The sequence below is a fragment of the Pseudomonas sp. TUM22785 genome (assembly GCF_028198105.1).
Lineage (GTDB): Bacteria > Pseudomonadota > Gammaproteobacteria > Pseudomonadales > Pseudomonadaceae > Metapseudomonas > Metapseudomonas solani.
In genome coordinates, this window is record NZ_CP116239.1 from 6,011,636 (window position 1) to 6,030,531 (window position 18,896).

Sequence of the window (18,896 nt, forward strand, 5' to 3'; positions counted from 1 at the left end):
GCCATCCCCCCTCGCACCGGCATCGGGCATTCGCTACCATCGCCGCACTCCCGACGTGAGATGCGGCATGTATATCTACCGACTGGTCCTGCTCCTGGTGGTGGGGATCTACCTGTTCTCCCCCGCCATCATGGATTGGTGGATCGACCCCAATGGGGCCTGGTACCGCCCCTACCTGCTCTGGCTGATCCTGATCGTGGTGACCTTCATCCTCCAGAGCCAACGCGATGCTGACGAGCTTTAGCCTGAGCCAGCTGATCCTGATCAGCGCGGCTTACCTGTTCACCCTGTTCGGCGTCGCCTGGCTCAGCGACCGTGGTTTCGTACCGCGGCGCATCGTCCGCCATCCGTTGACCTACACCCTGTCGCTGGGCGTCTACGCCAGCGCCTGGGCCTTCTATGGCACGGTCGGCCTGGCCTACCAGTACGGCTACGGCTTCCTCGCCAGCTACCTGGGCATCTCCGGCGCCTTCCTCCTCGCGCCCGTGCTGCTCTACCCGATCCTGCGCATCACCCGCACCTACCAGCTGTCTTCGCTGGCGGACCTGTTCGCCTTCCGCTTCCGCAGCACCTGGGCCGGGGCGCTGACCACGCTGTTCATGCTGGTGGGTGTGCTGCCGCTGCTGGCACTGCAGATCCAGGCGGTGGCGGATTCCATCGGCATCCTCACCCGCGAGCCGGTACACGACCGCGTGGCCCTCAGCTTCTGCGCCCTGATCACGCTGTTCACCATCCTCTTCGGTGCTCGCCACATCGCCACCCGGGAGAAACACGAGGGCCTGGTGTTCGCCATCGCCTTCGAATCCCTGGTCAAGCTCACTGCCCTGGGCGGCATCGGCCTCTACGCGCTGTACGGCGTGTTCGGCGGCCCCCATGAACTGGAACTGTGGCTGCTGCAGAACCAGGCGGCGCTTTCCACCCTGCACACGCCACTGCAGGAAGGCCCCTGGCGCACGCTGCTGCTGGTGTTCTTCGCCTCGGCCATCGTGATGCCGCACATGTATCACATGACCTTCACCGAGAACCTCAACCCCCGCGCCATGGTCAGCGCCAGCTGGGGCCTGCCGCTGTTCCTGCTGCTGATGAGCCTGGCGGTGCCGCTGATCCTCTGGGCCGGCCTCAAGCTCGGTGCCACCACCAACCCGGAATACTTCACCCTGGGCCTGGGCATCGCCGTGAACAGCGACGCCCTGGCACTGCTCGCCTATGTCGGCGGACTGTCGGCGGCCAGCGGCCTGATCATCGTGCTGACCCTGGCGCTGTCGGGGATGGCGCTGAACCACCTGGTGCTGCCGCTCTACCAGCCGCCGTCGGAAGGCAACATCTACCGCTGGCTGAAATGGACACGCCGGGCGCTGATCGTCGCCATCATCATGGCCGGCTACGGCTTCTATCTATTGCTGGGTGCCGAGCAGGACCTTTCCAACCTGGGCATAGTCGCCTTCGTCGCCACCCTGCAGTTCCTTCCCGGCGCCCTGTCGGTGCTTTACTGGCCAACCGCCAACAGCCGTGGCTTCATCGCCGGCTTGCTGGCCGGTATCGGCGTCTGGCTGTTCAGCATGCTGCTGCCGCTGGTGGGCAACATGCAGGGCATCTACCTGCCGCTGTTCAACGCCATCTACGTGCTCGACGACACCAGCTGGCACATCGCGGCCATCGCCTCGCTGGCTGCCAACGTGCTGGTCTTCACCCTGGTCTCGCTGTTCACCGATGCCAGCGCCGAAGAGCGTGGTGCCGCCGAGGCCTGCGCCGTGGACAACGTGCGCCGCCCGCAACGCCGCGAACTGGTGGCCGGCTCGCCCCAGGAATTCTCCGCGCAGCTGGCCAAGCCGCTGGGTGCCAAGACCGCGCAGAAGGAGGTGGAGCAAGCCCTGCGCGACCTGCACCTGCCCTTCGACGAGCGCCGCCCCTATGCGCTGCGTCGCCTGCGCGACCGCATCGAGGCCAACCTTTCCGGGCTGATGGGGCCCAGCGTGGCCCAGGACATGGTCGAGACCTTCCTGCCGTACAAGTCCGGCAGCGAAAGCTACGTCACCGAGGACATCCACTTCATCGAGAGCCGCCTGGAGGACTACCACTCGCGCCTCACCGGCCTGGCCGCCGAGCTGGACGCCCTGCGCCGCTACCATCGCCAGACCCTGCAGGAACTGCCGATGGGCGTGTGCTCGCTGGCCAAGGACCAGGAAATCCTCATGTGGAACCGCGCCATGGAGGAACTCACCGAGATTCCCGCCCAGCGCGTGGTCGGCTCGCGCCTCTCGGCCATCGCCGAACCCTGGAAGGGGCTGCTGGAAAGCTTCATCAACCTGCCCGACGAGCACCTGCATAAGCAGCGCCTGCAGCTGGAGGGCCAGACCCGCTCGCTGAACCTGCACAAGGCGGCGATCGACGAGCCCCTGGCCCCCGGTAACAGTGGCCTGGTACTGCTGGTGGAAGACGTTACCGATACCCAGTTGCTGGAAGACAAACTGGTGCACTCCGAGCGCCTGGCGTCCATCGGTCGCCTCGCCGCCGGCGTCGCCCACGAGATCGGCAACCCCATCACCGGCATTGCTTGCCTGGCGCAGAACCTACGCGAGGAGCGTGAAGGTGATGGCGAGCTCACCGAGATCAGCAGCCAGATACTGGAACAGACCAAGCGCGTGTCACGCATCGTTCAGTCGCTGATGAGCTTCGCCCATGCCGGCGGCCGCCAGCAGGCCACCGAGCCGGTGTGCCTGGCCGACGTGACCCAGGACGCCATCGGCCTGCTGTCGCTGAACAAGCGCAGCGTCGATGTGGAGTTCTTCAACCTGTGCGATCCGGAACACGTCGCCGAGGGCGACCCGCAGCGCCTCGCCCAGGTGCTGATCAACCTGCTCTCCAACGCCCGCGACGCCTCCCCGCCCGGTAGCGCGATACGCGTGCGCAGCGAGATATCCGACCACGCGGTCGACCTTATAGTGGAGGACGAAGGGAGCGGGATTCCCAAGGCGATCATGGACCGCCTGTTCGAGCCGTTCTTCACCACCAAGGACCCGGGCAAGGGGACCGGCCTGGGCCTCGCGCTGGTCTATTCGATCGTGGAAGAGCATTATGGCCACATCACCATCGAAAGCCCGGCCGACCCCGAACAACAGCGCGGCACCCGAATCAGGGTGACGTTGCCACGATTTGTCGAAGCGACGTCCGCTGTGATCTGAGACCGTCGAGAGAGCTGAATTTAATGCCACATATTCTCATCGTCGAAGACGAAACCATTATCCGTTCTGCCTTGCGCCGCCTGCTTGAACGCAACCAATACCAGGTCAGCGAAGCAGGTTCCGTCCAGGAAGCCCAGGAGCGCTACAGCATCCCCGGCTTCGACCTGATCGTCAGCGACCTGCGCCTGCCTGGCGCACCGGGCACCGAGCTGATCAAGCTCGCCCAGGGCACCCCGGTGCTGATCATGACCAGCTACGCCAGCCTGCGCTCGGCCGTGGACTCGATGAAGATGGGCGCGGTCGACTACATCGCCAAGCCCTTCGACCACGACGAAATGCTGCAAGCCGTCGCGCGCATCCTCAAGGAGCGCCAGGAAGGCAAAGGCGCCCCGGCCGAACGCAGCGGTAACGCGCGCGGCACGGAAAAAGCCGCAGCGAGCAGCAGCGCCGCAGACGGCGAAATTGGCATCATCGGTTCCTGCGGCGCGATGCAGGAGCTGTACAGCAAGATCCGCAAGGTCTCGCCCACCGACTCCACCGTCCTGATCCAGGGCGAATCCGGTACCGGCAAGGAGCTGGTGGCCCGCGCCCTGCACAACCTCTCCCGCCGCGCCAAGGCGCCGCTGATCTCGGTGAACTGCGCCGCGATCCCGGAGACCCTGATCGAGTCCGAACTCTTCGGCCATGAAAAGGGCGCGTTCACCGGCGCCAGCGCCGGCCGCGCCGGCCTGGTGGAAGCAGCCGATGGCGGCACCCTGTTCCTCGATGAAATCGGCGAGCTGCCGCTGGAAGCCCAGGCGCGCCTGTTGCGCGTGCTGCAGGAAGGCGAGATCCGCCGGGTCGGCTCGGTGCAATCGCAGAAGGTCGATGTGCGCCTGATCGCCGCGACCCACCGCGACCTGAAGACGCTGGCCAAGACCGGCCAGTTCCGCGAAGACCTTTATTACCGCCTCCATGTGATCTCGCTGAAGCTGCCCGCCCTGCGCGAGCGCGGAAACGACGTGATCGAGATCGCCCGCGCCTTCCTCGCCCGCCAATGCACGCGCATGGGGCGCGAAGACCTGCGCTTCGCCCACGATGCGGAGCAGGCCATCCGTCATTACCCCTGGCCGGGCAACGTGCGCGAACTGGAGAACGCCATCGAGCGCGCGGTGATCCTGTGCGAGAGCCCGGACATCTCCGCCGAGCTTCTAGGCATCGACATAGAGCTGGACGACCTGGATGACGACGTCTTCCTCGATTCACCCATGCAAAGCGCCAGCAGCAGCCACGAGCCGACCGAAGACCTGTCACTGGAAGACTACTTCCAGCACTTCGTCCTCGAGCACCAGGATCATATGACCGAGACCGAGCTTGCCCGAAAACTGGGCATCAGCCGCAAATGCCTGTGGGAACGTCGCCAGCGCCTCGGTATCCCCCGCCGCAAATCGGGAGCAGCCACCTCCTGAGGCGGCGAACCTCAGGAGTAGAGCGGTGCGGCGGATTGCATCGCTTTGTTACCGCGTTAATCTCTCGTAACAAAAGCCGGGTCTTAAGGTAACGAAAGCCCGGCTTTTTTGTACCTGCCGCTCCACCCCGAATCCCCGCAAGCCATTGATTTACAAGGAATCACAAAAGTTGGCACGGCAACTGCTTTATCTCCAGTACAACAACAATAACAAACGTGTAACCCCACAATAAAAACAAGACGTATCGACTCCAGCACAACAAAAACAAAACCGCGGAGGCGCAGCTAACTGATTCTTTTGGAGAGGAGTTGCCTTTGGGGCTCGCCCCACAGCCAGGCTGAGAACAACAAAACTGCCCTAAGGCAGCGCCGGAACTGGTTGGATCACGGAATGATCATGGCACCGTCAGCGTCCAAAGCAATCCGTTTGCTATTGACCCTCGATTCGAGGGCATTTTCAGAGGCCAAGAGCCTGCTGGAACGGGTCAAACAACAAAAACACCAAGCCCGACACAACAATAAAAACAAAGCACGCACCAATTTGGGGGGGAGCTTCGGCTCCCCCAGTAGCTTTGACACACCCCCGCCGCTTCCTTCACCATCTCCCGACCCAGTGCTAGAATCCGCGTCCATCGTGCGGTCTTGTTCAATTCTGGCCGTCCATTCCGCAAAACAGTGCATCCCATGCTGAAGAAGCTGATCCAGTCTTTTCGCTCTCCCCTGCGCCGCGCGCAGCATCCCCGCAGCACACCCGAAGTATTGAGCAATCGCCAACACTCGCTTGAGCGTGCGGATATCAGCCGCAACGCGGTGAACGTGGTCGAGCGCCTGCAAAAGGCCGGGTACCAGGCGTACCTGGTCGGTGGCTGTGTACGCGACCTGCTGCTGAACCTGGAGCCCAAGGACTTCGACGTGGCCACCAGCGCTACGCCCGAGCAGGTCCGCGCGGAGTTCCGCAACGCCCGCGTCATTGGCCGCCGCTTCAAGCTGGTCCACGTGCACTTCGGCCGCGAGATCATCGAGACCGCGACCTTCCGCGCCAACCACCCCCAGGGTGCCGACGAGGAAGACAGCAACCAGTCCTCGCGCAACGAGAGCGGCCGCATCCTGCGGGACAACGTCTACGGCAACCAGGAAGAAGACGCGCAACGCCGCGACTTCACCATGAACGCCCTCTACTACGATCCGGTCACCGAGCGCATCCTCGACTACGCCCACGGCGTACACGACATCCGCAACCGTCTGATCCGCCTGATCGGCGATCCCGAGCAGCGCTACCTCGAAGACCCGGTGCGCATGCTTCGCGCCGTGCGCTTCGCCGCCAAGCTCGGCTTCGAGATCGAGAAGCACAGCGCCGCGCCCATTCGCCGCCTGGCGCCGATGCTGCGGGACATCCCGTCAGCCCGCCTGTTCGACGAGATCCTCAAGCTGTTCCTCGGCGGCAAGGCCGAGCGCACCTTCGAACTGCTGCTCGAATACGACCTCTTCGCCCCGCTGTTCCCGGCCGCTGCAGCGTCCCTGGAGCGCGACCCGGAATACGCTGGCGCGCTGATCCGCCAGGCACTGGCGAATACCGACGAACGCATCCGCCAAGGCAAGCCGGTAACCCCCGCCTTCCTCTTCGCCGCCATGCTCTGGCCGGCCCTGCCTGCCCGTGCAGCGCTGCTGCAGGAACGTGGCATGCCGCCGATCCCGGCCATCCAGGAAGCGGCCCACGGCCTGATCCTCGAACAGTGCCAGCGCACCGCCATTCCCAAGCGCTTCACCATCCCGATCCGCGAGATCTGGGACATGCAGGAGCGCCTGCCGCGCCGCAGTGGCAAACGTGCCGACCTGCTGCTGGAGAACCCGCGCTTCCGCGCCGGCTACGACTTCCTCCTGCTGCGTGAAAGCGCAGGCGAGCAAACCGACGGCCTGGGCGACTGGTGGACCGACTACCAGGAAGCCAGCGACAGCGAGCGTCGCGCCATGATCCGCGACCTCAGCAGCAAGGACGACGGCAGCGGCGCACCGCGCAAGCGGCGCCGTGGCGGCAGCCGTCGCAAACGCGGCCCGCGTGAAGGCTCGGCTCCCGCCAGCGAGTGATGATGGAACGCATCTATATAGGGCTCGGCAGCAACCTCGCCGAGCCTGCGGCACAACTGGCCAGCGCCCTGCAGGCCATGGCCGCATTGCCACGCACCCGCCTGGCGGCCGTCTCCTCGCTCTACAGCAGCGACCCGCTCGGCCCGCCCGACCAGCCCCGCTATGCCAATGCCGTGGCCGCCCTCGACTCCGAACTCGCCCCCCTGGAATTGCTCGACGCCCTGCAGGCGATCGAACTCGCCCAGGGCCGCGTGCGCAAGGACGAGCGCTGGGGCCCGCGCACCCTCGATCTGGACATCCTGCTGTTCGGCGAGCGCACGCTCGACGAGCCACGCCTGCAGGTTCCGCACTACCACATGCACGCTCGCGCCTTCGTTCTCTATCCCCTCGCGGAGATAGCCGGCGGTGGCCTGAAGCTCCCCAGCGGCCAGCCCCTGCAAGCACTTCTGGACGTCTGTCCCTTCGAAGGGCTCGAGGTCGTGGGGCACCTTCCGGGCATGGCGGTAACGCCGTAACAGATCGGTAACACCTGCAATTGACACCATGCCCCACCATCGGGACTATAAGCGTCCCGTTGCCCCGTGCCGGTGCAGAATCGGTACCGATGAGGACGTTTTCATGCCTGATGTGACCCTGACCACCCTTCAAGAGCTGAAGCAGAAAGGCGAGAAGATCGCCATGCTAACGGCCTATGACGCCACCTTCGCCCAGGCCGCGAGCCAGGCCGGTGCCGATGTGCTGCTGGTGGGCGATTCCCTTGGCATGGTCCTGCAAGGCCATGACAGCACCCTGCCGGTGAGCGTCGCCGACATGGCGTACCACACCGCCGCCGTGAAGCGCGGCAACCAGGGCGCGCTGATCATCGCCGACCTGCCCTTCATGGCCTATGCCACCTTGGAACAGACCTTCGCCAACAGCGCCGCCCTGATGCAGGCCGGCGCGCACATGGTCAAGCTGGAAGGCGCCGCCTGGCTGGCCGAGCCCATCCGCCTGCTGGCCGAGCGCGGCATTCCCGTCTGCGCCCACCTTGGCCTCACCCCGCAAGCTGTGAACATCCTCGGTGGCTACAAGGTACAAGGCCGCCAGGAAGCCCAGGCTCGCCAGCTGCGCGCCGACGCCATGGCCCTGGAACAGGCCGGCGCCGCCATGCTGCTGCTGGAATGCGTGCCCAGCGAGCTGGCCGCCGAAATCACCCAGTCGGTGAAGATCCCGGTCATCGGCATCGGTGCCGGTAGCGCCACTGATGGCCAGGTCCTGGTGATGCACGACATGCTCGGCCTCTCCCTCACCGGCCGCGCGCCCAAGTTCGTGAAGAACTTCATGGAAGGCCAGCCCAGCATCCAGGCCGCCATGGCCGCCTACGTGAAGGCCGTCAAGGACGTCACCTTCCCGGCCGCCGAACACGGATTCTCCGCATGATCACCGTCAAGACCGTCCGCGAGCTGCGGGCCGCCGTGGCCCGTGCTCGTGGCGAAGGCAAGCGCATCGGCCTGGTGCCGACCATGGGCAACCTCCACGCCGGCCATGCCGCGCTGGTGGAAAAAGCCGCCCAGCGCGCCGATTTCGTCGTAGCCAGCATCTTCGTCAACCCGCTGCAGTTCGGCCCCAGCGAAGACCTGGCCAAGTACCCCCGCACCCTGCAGGCCGACCAGGAAAAACTGGTCGCCGCCGGCTGCCACCTGCTGTTCCACCCGGACGTCGAGGAGATGTACCCCGACGGCATGAGCGACCAGACCCGCGTCAGCGTGCCCCTGGTCTCCGAAGGGCTCTGCGGCGCCAGCCGTCCCGGCCACTTCGAAGGTGTCGCCACCGTGGTCAGCAAGCTGTTCAACATGGTCCAGCCGGACCTCGCCCTGTTCGGCGAGAAGGATTTCCAGCAGCTCGCGGTGATCCGCAAGCTGGTCCGCGACCTCAACATGCCGATCCAGGTCATGGGCGAGGCCACGGTGCGCGCCGAAGACGGCCTGGCACTGTCTTCGCGCAACGGCTACCTGGACGAGCAGCAGCGTGCCGCCGCACCGGCCCTGTACCGCATCCTCAAGCAGCTGGCAGCCTCCGTAGCCAGTGGCAACAGCGACTTCGCCGCACTGGAAGCCCAGGGCCGCGACGCGCTGAGCGAGGCCGGTTTCCGCCCCGACTACCTGGAAGTCCGCGAGGCCTCCAGCCTGCGTCCGGCGCAGCCCGGCGAGCGCGACCTGGTGATACTGGCCGCCGCCTACATGGGCACCACACGCCTGATCGACAACCTCGCCTTCAGCCTCGAAAAGCAGGCCTGAAACCCGCGCCCGGCACGGCTTGCCCACCCCTCGTGGTTCGGGCAAACTCTGCCGCCGCCAGCGTCCAGACAAGGAAAACGCCATGCACGCCATCATGCTCAAGGCCAAGCTGCACCGCGCCGAAGTCACCCACGCCGTACTCGACTACGAAGGCTCCTGCGCCATCGATGGTGAGTGGCTGGACCTCGCCGGCATCCACGAATACGAGCAGATCCAGATCTACAACGTCGACAACGGCGAGCGCTTCACCACCTACGCCATCCGCGGTGAAAACGGCTCGCGCATGATCTCGGTCAACGGCGCTGCCGCGCACAAGGCCAAAGTAGGCGACCGGGTCATCATCTGCGCCTACGCCCACTACAGCGAAGCCGAACTGGCCAGCTTCAAGCCGCGCATGCTTTACATGGCGCCGGGCAACGAGCTGAGCCACACCAGTAACGCCATTCCGGTACAGGTCGCCTAAGCCCTGACCCGCTAGACTGGAAGCCCGGAACACTCCGGGCTTTTTCATGTTCATAACCAAGTTGATTGCTTGAAGGCACGCCATGAACCACCACCTGACTCCCCTCGACGTAACCCAACTGCCCAGCTGGGGCGCGCTCTCCGCGCACCGTGAGGAGCTGGCCGGTTTCAAGATGCGCCAGGCCTTCCAGGATGACGCCGAGCGTTTCAAGCGCTTCACCCTCAGCGCCTGCGGGCTGCTGCTGGACTTCTCCAAGAACCTGATCCGCGACGACACCCTGGCCCTGCTGGTGAAACTGGCGGAAGAGGCCCAGCTCAGCGAAGCGATCAAGGCGATGTTCCGGGGCGAGGTGATCAACGCCTCCGAACAGCGCCCGGTGCTGCACACCGCACTGCGCCGCCCCATCGGTGACAAGGTGCGGGTGGACGGCACCGACGTGATGCCCGAGGTGCACCGTGTGCTGCACCAGATGACCGAGCTGGTGGGCTACGTGCACAACGGCCTGTGGCGCGGTTACACCGAGAAGCCCATCACCGACGTGGTGAACATCGGTATCGGCGGCTCCTTCCTCGGCCCGCAACTGGTCTCCGAAGCCCTGCTGCCCTTCGCCCAGAAAGGCGTGCGCTGCCACTACCTGGCCAACATCGACGGCAGCGAGTTCCGCGAGCTGGCCTGCAAGCTCAACGCCGAAACCACCCTGTTCATCGTCTCCAGCAAGTCCTTCGGCACCCTGGAAACCCTGAAGAACGCCCAGGCCGCCCGCGCCTGGTACCTGGCCCAGGGCGGCAGCGAGGAAGAGCTCTACCGCCACTTCATCGCCGTTTCCAGCAACAAGGAAGCGGCCATGGCCTTCGGCATCCGTGAAGAGAACATCTTCCCCATGTGGGACTGGGTGGGCGGCCGCTACTCGCTGTGGTCGGCTATCGGCCTGCCCATCGCCATGTCCATCGGCATCTCCAACTTCAAGGAGCTGCTGTCCGGCGCCTACAGCATGGACCAGCACTTCCAGACCGCCCCCTTCGAGCGCAACATCCCTGTGATCCTCGGCCTGCTGGGCGTCTGGTACAGCGACTTCTGGGGCGCCCGCAGCCACGCGATCCTGCCCTACGACTACTACCTGCGTAACTTCACCGACCACCTGCAGCAGCTGGACATGGAATCCAACGGCAAGAGCGTGCGCCAGGACGGCAGCCCGGTCACCGCCGGCACCGGCCCGGTGATCTGGGGCGGCGTCGGCTGCAACGGCCAGCACGCCTACCACCAGTTGCTGCACCAGGGCACCCACCTGATTCCGGCCGACTTCATCGTCCCGGTGTCCAGCTACAACCCGGTGGCCGACCACCACCAGTGGCTGTTCGCCAACTGCCTGTCCCAGAGCCAGGCGATGATGCTCGGTAAATCCCGCGAGGAAGCCGAGAGCGAGCTGCGCGCCAAGGGCCTGCCCGAGGCCGAGGTGCAGCGCCTGGCACCGCACAAGGCGATCCCCGGCAACCGCCCCAGCAACACCCTGGTGATGGAGCGCATCAGCCCTCGCCGCCTGGGCGCGCTGATCGCCATGTACGAGCACAAGGTCTATGTGCAGAGCGTGCTCTGGGGCATCAACGCCTTCGATCAGTGGGGCGTCGAACTGGGCAAGGAGCTGGGCAAGGGCGTCTACTCGCGCATCGTCGGCAGCGAGGAAACCCCCGCCGAGGACGGCTCCACCCAGGGCCTGATCGACTTCTTCCGCGGCCGTCATCGCGGCTGATGCAGCTGCCGCACCCGCCCCGGGTGCGGCACTCCCCCGCCAGGTACCCGCCGCTGCTAGCGGCAGAAACGCTGGCGGTACTCGCTCGGCGTCACCCCCAACTCCAGCACGAACGCCCTTCTGAGGTTGTACTCGCTGATAAAGCCGGTGCGCTGTGCCGTGCGCTTGAGCGAGGCCGCCCCCGCCTCCAGCAACCGACAGGCCGCTTCCAGGCGCATCTGGAACAGCAGCCGCGCAGGCCCCATGTCCAGCTCCTCCTTGCAGCGTCGATGCAGGGTGCGGGGCGACACCGCCAGAGCCGCCGCCATCGCCTCGATGTCCAGGTCCTCCTGCAGGTGCTCCCGCAGCCAGGCCGATAGTTGCTCCACCAGCCCGCCCACCGGCGCCTGCTGGGCCAGCAGCTCGGCACTGAACTGGCGCTGCCCGCCAGGGCGCCGCAGGTACATCACCAGCCCCTTGGCCACCTGCAGCGAAACACCACGCCCCAGATCCTCCTCCACCAGGCTCAGGCACAGGTCGATGCCCGCGGTAACACCCGCGGAGCTGTAGAAGGCCCCGTCACGCACGAAGAGCGCGTCCTCCAACACCCGCACCGTCGGGAACAACCGTTGCAGCAGTGCCGCGTAGCGCCAGTGGGTCACCACCTGGCGCCCATCCAGCAGCCCCGCGCGCGCCAGCAGGAAGGCACCGGTGCAGACCGAACAGCAACGCCGCGCAACCTGCGCCACCTCGGCCAGCCAGCGCACCAGCACCTCCGCCCCCATGGCCCGCTGCACGCCATGGCCGCCGGCCACCAGCAAGGTGCAGCCCACGAGCTCGGAGGGTGGCGGCAGCGCCTCGGCCTGCAACTGCAACCCGGTGGACGACGCCACCAGCCCCGCCTCAGGCGCCACCGTGCGCAAGCGATAAGGCGCCGCACGGCCGCCCGGCAGGTGCTCGCCGACGGCAGCGAACACATCCGCCGGGCCACTGGCGTCGAGCAGCTGGAAATCGGTGAAGACCAGCAAGACGACGAGATGGGGCGGCGATTCGGGGGCTACGGACATGGGCCACCTGGCAGGCATTGACGAGGATTGGCGGAGTTTCATCCATCACTGTCATTCGCGCCAGGCTGGCCCGATTAACACTCCAGGCAACCCGCCCGCCAAGGAGTCCCCCATGTCCCGCCTAGCCACCCTGCTGCTCGCCTGCCTGTTTTTCTGCCATCCCCTGCCCCTGAGGGCCGGCGAAGCGCCCGAGCACCTGCCCAGCTACCAAAAGCGCTTCGAGCGCGAACGGCCGCTGGTGGCGGTGATCGGAGAAAACCGCATGACGGAACTGGTCGATTACGTTCTCCCCTATGGGCTGTTGAAGCGCTCGGGCGTCGCCGAGGTCGTCGCGCTTTCCACCCGGCCAGGGCCGATGCAGATGATGCCGGCGCTGCGCCTGCTGGCCGAGGCCGATATCGACGGCTTCGACCGCCGTCATCCCGAAGGCGCCGATTACATCGTCGTGCCTGCCGTCCACCACAGCGACGACCCGCAGCTGCTGCGCTGGGTCCGCCAGCAGGCCGCCAAGGGCGCGACCGTCGTCGGTATCTGCGACGGCGCCCTGGTGCTCGGCGAAGCCGGCCTGCTGGAGGGGCGTCGCGCCACCGGCCACTGGTACTCCCGGGGCCAGCGAGAGGACGACTTTCCCGGCACCCGCTGGGTGAGCGATCGCCGCTATCTGGCCGACGGCAAGGTGATCACCACGGCCGGCGTCAGCGCCGCGATGCCCGTCTCCATTGCCCTGGTGGAAGCCATCGCCGGCACCGACCGAGCACAGGCGCTGGCCACGGGCATCGGCCTGGCGGACTGGTCGCCCCGCCACGACGGCGATGCCTTCGCCCTCGGCGCCGGCGGCTACCTGGCCGCCGCCGGCAATCTGCTGTCGTTCTGGCGTCACGAGGCGCTGGGGCTGGAGGTGCGACAAGGCGAAGACGAACTGGCCCTGGCCCTGCGTGCAGACGCCTGGTCGCGCACCTTCCGCTCCGAGGTCCTGGCACTGGCGGCGGATGCATCGCCCATCCGTACGGCCAGCGGCCTGGTCCTGCTGCCGGAGCCCATGGCCGCGCACCCGGGTATCACGCACCTGCAGCCCACCGACGCACCGCTGGCCCGCCTCTTCGACCAGACCCTGGGCGCCATCGCCGAGCGTTACGACCAAGCCACCGCCGCACTGGTAGCAGCCCAGCTCGAGTACGCCCCTGCGCTGAACGAATAACCTTGGGGCGGGCTCAAACGCCTGTGCGAAGCCGGCGGGCACTTGAACCGAGCAACTGCTTGGGTGCACCCTAGCCGGCATTGCGGCAACACAAAAACAAGGACCCGCCTCATGTACGAAATCAGCCTTCACGCCGTGCCCGAGGACGTGCGCAAGCGCGCCTTCCTGGATAACGATGCCTACCTGCGCCTGTACCAGCAGTCGGTGGATAACCCCGAAGAGTTCTGGAGCGAGCAGGCCACCACCTTCCTCGACTGGTTCCAGCCCTGGGACCGGCTGCACAGCAGCGACCTGCGCCAGGGCCAGGCCGAATGGTTCAAGGGCGGCAAGCTCAACGTCAGCTACAACTGCATCGACCGTCACCTGGAAAAGCGCGCCGAGCAGGTCGCCATCATCTGGGAAGGCGACAACCCGGCCGAATCCGCGCAGATCACCTACCGCAAGCTGCACCAGCACGTCTGCCGTCTGGCCAACGTGCTCAAGGATCGCGGCGTAAAGAAGGGCGACCGGGTGTGCATCTACATGCCGATGATCCCCGAGGCGGCCTACGCCATGCTCGCCTGTTCGCGCATCGGTGCCGTGCACTCGGTGGTATTTGGCGGCTTCTCCCCCGACGCCCTGCGTGACCGCATCCTCGACGCCGACTGCCGCGCCGTGATCACCGCCGACGAAGGCGTGCGCGGCGGCAAGTACGTGCCCCTCAAGCAGAACGTCGACAAGGCGCTGAAGGATTGCCCCGATGTCTCCACCGTCGTCGTGGTCGAGCGCACCCAGGGCGAAGTCGCCTGGGTCGAAGGCCGTGACATCTGGTACCACGAGGCCCTGCGCGGCGCCTCGGAGGAATGCGTACCGGAGTGGATGGACGCCGAGGACCCGCTGTTCATCCTCTACACCTCCGGCTCCACCGGCAAACCCAAGGGCGTGCTGCACACCACCGGCGGCTACCTGCTGGGCGCGGCGATGACCCACAAGTACGTCTTCGACTACCACGAGGGCGATATCTACTGGTGCACCGCCGATGTGGGCTGGGTCACCGGCCACAGCTACATCGTCTACGGCCCGCTGGCCAACGCCGCCACCACCCTGATGTTCGAGGGTGTGCCGAGCTACCCCGATGCCTCGCGTTTCTGGCAGGTGATCGACAAGCACCAGGTCAACATCTTCTACACCGCGCCCACCGCCCTGCGCGCGCTGATGCGTGAAGGCGAAGCCGCCGTGCACAGCACCTCGCGCGCCAGCCTGCGCCTGCTCGGCAGCGTCGGCGAGCCGATCAACCCGGAAGCCTGGGAGTGGTACTTCAACGTCGTCGGCGAAAAGCGCTGCCCCATCGTCGACACCTGGTGGCAGACCGAGACCGGCAGCATCCTCATCACCCCGCTGCCCGGCGCCACGGCGCTGAAGCCCGGCTCGGCCACCCGCCCCTTCTTCGGCGTGCAACCGGTGCTGCTGGACGAACAGGGCAAGGAGATCGAAGGCGCCGGCTCCGGCGTGCTCGCCATCAAATCGAGCTGGCCGAGCCAGATCCGCAGCGTCTACGGCGACCACAAGCGGATGATCGAGACCTACTTCTCCGCGTACCCCGGCTACTACTTCACCGGCGACGGCGCGCGCCGCGACGAGGACGGCTACTACTGGATCACCGGCCGCGTGGACGACGTGATCAACGTCTCCGGGCACCGTATCGGCACCGCCGAGGTGGAAAGCGCCCTGGTGCTGCACGACGACGTGGCCGAGGCTGCGGTGGTCGGCTACCCCCACGATGTAAAGGGTCAGGGCATCTATGCCTTCGTCACCACCATGAAGGGCGTGGAACCCAGCGACGAGCTGAAGAAAGAACTGCTGGCCCTGGTCGGCAAGGAAATCGGCAGCTTCGCCAAGCCCGAGCTGATGCAGTGGGCACCCGGCCTGCCGAAGACCCGCTCGGGCAAGATCATGCGGCGCATCCTGCGCAAGATCGCCTGCAACGAGCTGGACAGCCTGGGCGACACCTCCACCCTGGCCGACCCCTCGGTGGTCGAGAGCCTTATCGACAAGCGCTTGAACCAGTAGATAAAGCTTGAAGCTGGGAGCTGGAAGCCGGAAGAATCACCGGGCGCCAGCTCCCGGCCTGCCTCGAACGCCTGACGATGAACCTTATCCGCAACCGCATCGAAAGCCAGATCCTCAGCCTCACCGGAGCCTCCCTCGGGCAGATCGACCTGGACAGCCCCAAGGGCGACCCGGGCTTGTTCGGCCCGGACTCCATGCCCTGGAAGGTCCACGGCGACTTCACCTCGATGATGATCGGCGGCATCAGCGCCCTGCTGTTGCAAATGCTGCACCCCCTCGCCCTGGCCGGCGTGTGGGACCACTCCAATTTCCGCCAGGACATGCTCGGCCGCCTGCGCCGCACCAGCCTGTTCATTTCCGGCACCACCTATGGCAACCGCCACGACGCGGAATGGCTGATCGACAAGGTACGCACCATTCACCTGCAAGTGGTCGGCAACGCGCCGGATGGGCGCACCTATGCGGCCAGTGACCCGGACCTGCTCACCTGGGTACATGTCGCCGAGGTCAGCAGCTTCCTCGGCGCCTACCTGCGCCACCTCGACCCGCAGATGCCCGGCGCCGACCAGGACCGCTACTACGCGGAAATCGCCCTGGTGGCCGAACGCCTTGGCGCCCGCAACGTGCCCAAATCGCGCCAGGCCGTCGCCGACTATCTGGAAGCGATGCGCCCACAGATGCTGTGCGACGAGCGCACCCTCGAAGTGGTGCGCCTGCTGCGCGATGCCCCCGCGCCCAGCGCCCTGGCGAAGCCCTTCGGCAACCTGATGATGCAGGCCGGCATCGAGTTGCTGCCCACCTGGGCCCTGGCCATGCTCGGCCTGCGCCTGCCTGACTGGCAGCGCCCGTTGATCCGCGCCGGCGTGCAGCGCACCGCACCGATGCTGCGCTGGGCCCTGCGCAACGGCGCCTCCGTCCGCGCCCGCCGGCGCATGGGCCTGCCCACCCGCTGAGTGGCTGGCCGGTCACACGGGCCTGTGCGACCATCGGCCACTTTCCGGTCACAGCCTGAACCGATTACCCGCTTCGAGGACAGAAACCATGCAAGACGTCGTCATAGTCGCCGCTACCCGCACCGCCGTCGGCAGCTTCCAGGGCTCGCTGGCCAATATTCCCGCCCCCGAGCTGGGCGCTGCGGTGATCCGCCAGCTGCTGGCCCAGGCCGGCCTCGATGGCGCCCAGGTGGATGAAGTCATCCTCGGCCAGGTGCTCACCGCCGGCTCCGGCCAGAACCCCGCGCGCCAGGCCGCCATCCTCGCCGGCTTGCCCAACGCCGTGCCGGCCATGACCCTGAACAAGGTCTGCGGCTCCGGCCTCAAGGCCCTGCACCTGGCTGCCCAGGCCATCCGTTGCGGCGACGCCGAGGTGATCATCGCCGGTGGCCAGGAAAACATGAGCCTCGCCCCCTACGTCATGCCCGGCGCCCGCACCGGCCTGCGCATGGGCCACGCCAAGCTGGTCGACACCATGATCCAGGACGGCCTGTGGGACGCCTTCAACGACTACCACATGGGCATCACCGCCGAGAACCTGGTGGAGAAGTACGGCATCAGCCGTGAAGCCCAGGACGCCTTCGCCGCCGCTTCCCAGCAAAAGGCTTCCGCCGCCATCGAAGCCGGCCGCTTCGTGGATGAGATCACCCCGATCCTGATCCCGCAGAAGAAGGGCGACCCCATCGCCTTCGCCACCGACGAGCAGCCCCGCGCCGGCACTACCGCCGAATCCCTGGCCAAGCTCAAGCCGGCGTTCAAGAAGGACGGCAGCGTCACCGCCGGCAACGCCTCCAGCCTCAACGACGGCGCCGCCGCCGTGCTGCTGATGAGCGCCGAGAAGGCCAAGGCCCTGGGCCTGCCGGTGCTGGCGCGCATCGCCGCCTACGCCAATGCCGGCGTCGATCCGGCGATCATGGGCATCGGCCCGGTCTCGGCCACCAAGCGCTGCCTGGAGAAGGCCGGCTGGAACCTCGGCGAGCTGGACCTGATCGAAGCCAACGAGGCCTTCGCCGCCCAGGCCCTGTCGGTGGGCAAGGAGCTGGGTTGGGACGCCGAGAGGGTCAACGTCAACGGCGGCGCCATCGCCATCGGCCACCCCATCGGCGCCTCCGGTTGCCGCGTGCTGGTGACCTTGCTGCACGAGATGATCAAGCGCGATGCGAAGAAGGGCCTGGCGACCCTGTGCATCGGCGGCGGGCAGGGCGTGGCCCTGGCCATCGAGCGTTAAGCCACTCGCCACGCCATCGAGACCCTGCGCGAGGCCCACACCGGCCTCGCCGCACTCGGCGCCAAGCCGTTCCCGCTTTGTTAAACTGCGCGCCCTTTCCTCCGAGACGCCGCGCATGCCTTCCGATCTCCCCCAGGCGCTGCGCGCCGCACTCGACGCCCGCCAGCCCCTGCTCGCCGACCTGCATGCGCAAGGCACCGACTGCTACCGCCTGTTCCATGGCAGCCAGGAAGGCGCCTCCGGCCTGACCATCGACCGCTACGGCCCGCAACTGCTGGTGCAGAGCTTCCACCAGACGCTGCAGCGCGACGAGCTGCTGCAGGCCGCCACCCAGGTGCAGGAACGCCTCGGCGAGCCACTGCTGCTGGTCTACAACGACCGCTCCCAGGGCAATTCGCGCATCGATCGCAGCGACCCCGTGTACCAGGCCGAGCCAGACGCACTGGTCGACCTCGTCGGCCACGAATGGGGCCTGAACTACCGGGTACGCGGCCGTCATCCCGGTCAGGACCCGCTGCTGTTCCTCGACCTGCGCAACGCCCGCGGCTGGGTAAAGCGCCACGCTGCCGGCAAGTCGGTACTCAACCTCTTCGCCTACACCTGTGGCGTCGGCCTGGCTGCCGCAGCGGGAGGAGCCAGCGAGGTGTGGAACCTGGATTTCGCCGAGGGCAACCTGGCCGTCGGCCGCGAAAACGCCGTGCTCAACCCCGGGCTTGCGCCCATGCGCTTCGTGCAGTCGGACTATTTCCCGGCGATCCGCCAGTTGGCCGGCCAGACCATCGCCCGGCGCCACGGGCAGAAACTGCCCAGCTACCCACGCCTGGAACAGCGCCCGTTCGACCTGGTATTCCTCGACCCGCCCGCCTGGGCCAAGAGCGCCTTCGGCACCGTCGACCTGCTGCGTGACTATCAGAGCCTCCTCAAGCCGGCGATCCAGGCCACCGCCGAGAACGGCACGCTGATCTGCTGCAACAACCTGGCGAAGGTGGATATCGAGGACTGGCGCGAACAGGTGCTGCGCTGCGCCAGCAAGCTCGGCCGTCCGGTGCGGGAATGGGAGCAGCTGCTGCCGGCAAGCGACTTCCCCTCCCTCGACGGGCGCCCGCCGCTGAAGACCCTGGCGCTGCATTTCTGAAGCGAGAACCGCCCTACGAAACCATCAGCAACCGTCTGTCGGAACCTT

15 protein-coding genes are annotated in these 18,896 nt (G+C 66.5%); 14 read left to right on the top strand and 1 reads right to left on the bottom strand.

Annotated features, from left to right (window positions below; translation table 11 throughout):
• Positions 1–67 precede the first annotated feature (67 nt).
• The 9 genes from PI990_RS27430 (at position 68) to pgi (ending at position 11,200) form a co-directional block, all read left to right on the top strand.
• Positions 68–244 (top strand): hypothetical protein, encoded by a 177-nt coding sequence (locus tag PI990_RS27430; RefSeq protein WP_003095129.1) that lies wholly within the window; start codon positions 68–70, stop codon positions 242–244.
• Positions 228–3,182: a sensor histidine kinase gene (locus tag PI990_RS27435; RefSeq protein ID WP_271659067.1), complete on the top strand. Its 2,955-nt coding sequence runs from the start codon at positions 228–230 to the stop codon at positions 3,180–3,182. Before PI990_RS27430 ends, PI990_RS27435 begins: the two co-directional genes overlap by 17 nt.
• Positions 3,183–3,205: 23 nt before the next feature.
• The gene (locus tag PI990_RS27440; RefSeq protein ID WP_021219320.1) at positions 3,206–4,630 is read left to right on the top strand and encodes a sigma-54-dependent transcriptional regulator; all 1,425 of its coding nucleotides are present in this window, start codon (positions 3,206–3,208) and stop codon (positions 4,628–4,630) included.
• A 683-nt stretch (positions 4,631–5,313) separates the two neighbouring features.
• Positions 5,314–6,714 (top strand): polynucleotide adenylyltransferase PcnB, encoded by a 1,401-nt coding sequence (locus tag PI990_RS27445; RefSeq protein WP_184491005.1) that lies wholly within the window; start codon positions 5,314–5,316, stop codon positions 6,712–6,714.
• Between the two features lie 2 nt (positions 6,715–6,716).
• Entirely contained in the window at positions 6,717–7,229 is a 513-nt protein-coding gene (gene folK, locus PI990_RS27450) for a 2-amino-4-hydroxy-6-hydroxymethyldihydropteridine diphosphokinase (protein WP_271659068.1), read from the top strand.
• A gap of 103 nt (positions 7,230–7,332) precedes the next feature.
• The gene (gene panB, locus PI990_RS27455; RefSeq protein WP_263404323.1) at positions 7,333–8,133 is read left to right on the top strand and encodes a 3-methyl-2-oxobutanoate hydroxymethyltransferase; all 801 of its coding nucleotides are present in this window, start codon (positions 7,333–7,335) and stop codon (positions 8,131–8,133) included.
• On the top strand, positions 8,130–8,990 hold the full coding sequence (gene panC, locus PI990_RS27460) for a pantoate--beta-alanine ligase (protein ID WP_184491014.1): 861 nt from the start codon (positions 8,130–8,132) through the stop codon (positions 8,988–8,990). The genes panB and panC overlap by 4 nt, the downstream gene beginning before the upstream one ends.
• A gap of 82 nt (positions 8,991–9,072) precedes the next feature.
• Entirely contained in the window at positions 9,073–9,453 is a 381-nt protein-coding gene (gene panD, locus PI990_RS27465) for an aspartate 1-decarboxylase (RefSeq protein WP_021219325.1), read from the top strand.
• Between the two features lie 82 nt (positions 9,454–9,535).
• Complete coding sequence (gene pgi, locus PI990_RS27470; RefSeq protein ID WP_184491017.1) at positions 9,536–11,200, top strand: glucose-6-phosphate isomerase; 1,665 nt, start codon at positions 9,536–9,538, stop codon at positions 11,198–11,200.
• A gap of 56 nt (positions 11,201–11,256) precedes the next feature.
• Here pgi and PI990_RS27475 read toward each other — a convergent pair whose 3' ends face one another.
• Positions 11,257–12,246: a GlxA family transcriptional regulator gene (locus PI990_RS27475; protein ID WP_271659069.1), complete on the bottom strand. Its 990-nt coding sequence runs from the start codon at positions 12,244–12,246 to the stop codon at positions 11,257–11,259.
• Positions 12,247–12,358: 112 nt separating this feature from the next.
• Between PI990_RS27475 and PI990_RS27480 the strand changes: the two genes are divergently transcribed.
• The 5 genes from PI990_RS27480 (at position 12,359) to PI990_RS27500 (ending at position 18,848) form a co-directional block, all read left to right on the top strand.
• Positions 12,359–13,444, top strand: coding sequence for a DJ-1/PfpI family protein (locus PI990_RS27480; protein ID WP_271659070.1), 1,086 nt, complete (start codon positions 12,359–12,361; stop codon positions 13,442–13,444).
• 111 nt (positions 13,445–13,555) lie between these two features.
• Positions 13,556–15,493 (top strand): acetate--CoA ligase, encoded by a 1,938-nt coding sequence (gene acs, locus PI990_RS27485; protein ID WP_271659071.1) that lies wholly within the window; start codon positions 13,556–13,558, stop codon positions 15,491–15,493.
• A 77-nt stretch (positions 15,494–15,570) separates the two neighbouring features.
• Positions 15,571–16,446, top strand: a complete 876-nt coding sequence (locus PI990_RS27490) for an oxygenase MpaB family protein (protein ID WP_271659072.1) — start codon at positions 15,571–15,573, stop codon at positions 16,444–16,446.
• A gap of 88 nt (positions 16,447–16,534) precedes the next feature.
• Positions 16,535–17,713, top strand: coding sequence for an acetyl-CoA C-acetyltransferase (locus tag PI990_RS27495; RefSeq protein WP_271659073.1), 1,179 nt, complete (start codon positions 16,535–16,537; stop codon positions 17,711–17,713).
• A gap of 115 nt (positions 17,714–17,828) precedes the next feature.
• A complete protein-coding gene (locus PI990_RS27500) occupies positions 17,829–18,848 on the top strand; it encodes a class I SAM-dependent rRNA methyltransferase (RefSeq protein ID WP_271659074.1) in 1,020 nt (339 codons plus the stop codon).
• Positions 18,849–18,896: the final 48 nt, after the last annotated feature.

What these genes read in the sequence shown, in the direction of transcription:
- PI990_RS27430 (WP_003095129.1), top strand. Translation starts at nt 68, where the DNA reads ATGTATATCTACCGACTGGTCCTGCTCCTGGTGGTGGGGATCTACCTG.
- PI990_RS27435 (WP_271659067.1), top strand. Translation starts at nt 228, where the DNA reads ATGCTGACGAGCTTTAGCCTGAGCCAGCTGATCCTGATCAGCGCGGCT.
- PI990_RS27440 (WP_021219320.1), top strand. Translation starts at nt 3,206, where the DNA reads ATGCCACATATTCTCATCGTCGAAGACGAAACCATTATCCGTTCTGCC.
- PI990_RS27445 (WP_184491005.1), top strand. Translation starts at nt 5,314, where the DNA reads ATGCTGAAGAAGCTGATCCAGTCTTTTCGCTCTCCCCTGCGCCGCGCG.
- folK (WP_271659068.1), top strand. Translation starts at nt 6,717, where the DNA reads ATGGAACGCATCTATATAGGGCTCGGCAGCAACCTCGCCGAGCCTGCG.
- panB (WP_263404323.1), top strand. Translation starts at nt 7,333, where the DNA reads ATGCCTGATGTGACCCTGACCACCCTTCAAGAGCTGAAGCAGAAAGGC.
- panC (WP_184491014.1), top strand. Translation starts at nt 8,130, where the DNA reads ATGATCACCGTCAAGACCGTCCGCGAGCTGCGGGCCGCCGTGGCCCGT.
- panD (WP_021219325.1), top strand. Translation starts at nt 9,073, where the DNA reads ATGCACGCCATCATGCTCAAGGCCAAGCTGCACCGCGCCGAAGTCACC.
- pgi (WP_184491017.1), top strand. Translation starts at nt 9,536, where the DNA reads ATGAACCACCACCTGACTCCCCTCGACGTAACCCAACTGCCCAGCTGG.
- PI990_RS27475 (WP_271659069.1), bottom strand. Translation starts at nt 12,246, where the DNA reads ATGTCCGTAGCCCCCGAATCGCCGCCCCATCTCGTCGTCTTGCTGGTC.
- PI990_RS27480 (WP_271659070.1), top strand. Translation starts at nt 12,359, where the DNA reads ATGTCCCGCCTAGCCACCCTGCTGCTCGCCTGCCTGTTTTTCTGCCAT.
- acs (WP_271659071.1), top strand. Translation starts at nt 13,556, where the DNA reads ATGTACGAAATCAGCCTTCACGCCGTGCCCGAGGACGTGCGCAAGCGC.
- PI990_RS27490 (WP_271659072.1), top strand. Translation starts at nt 15,571, where the DNA reads ATGAACCTTATCCGCAACCGCATCGAAAGCCAGATCCTCAGCCTCACC.
- PI990_RS27495 (WP_271659073.1), top strand. Translation starts at nt 16,535, where the DNA reads ATGCAAGACGTCGTCATAGTCGCCGCTACCCGCACCGCCGTCGGCAGC.
- PI990_RS27500 (WP_271659074.1), top strand. Translation starts at nt 17,829, where the DNA reads ATGCCTTCCGATCTCCCCCAGGCGCTGCGCGCCGCACTCGACGCCCGC.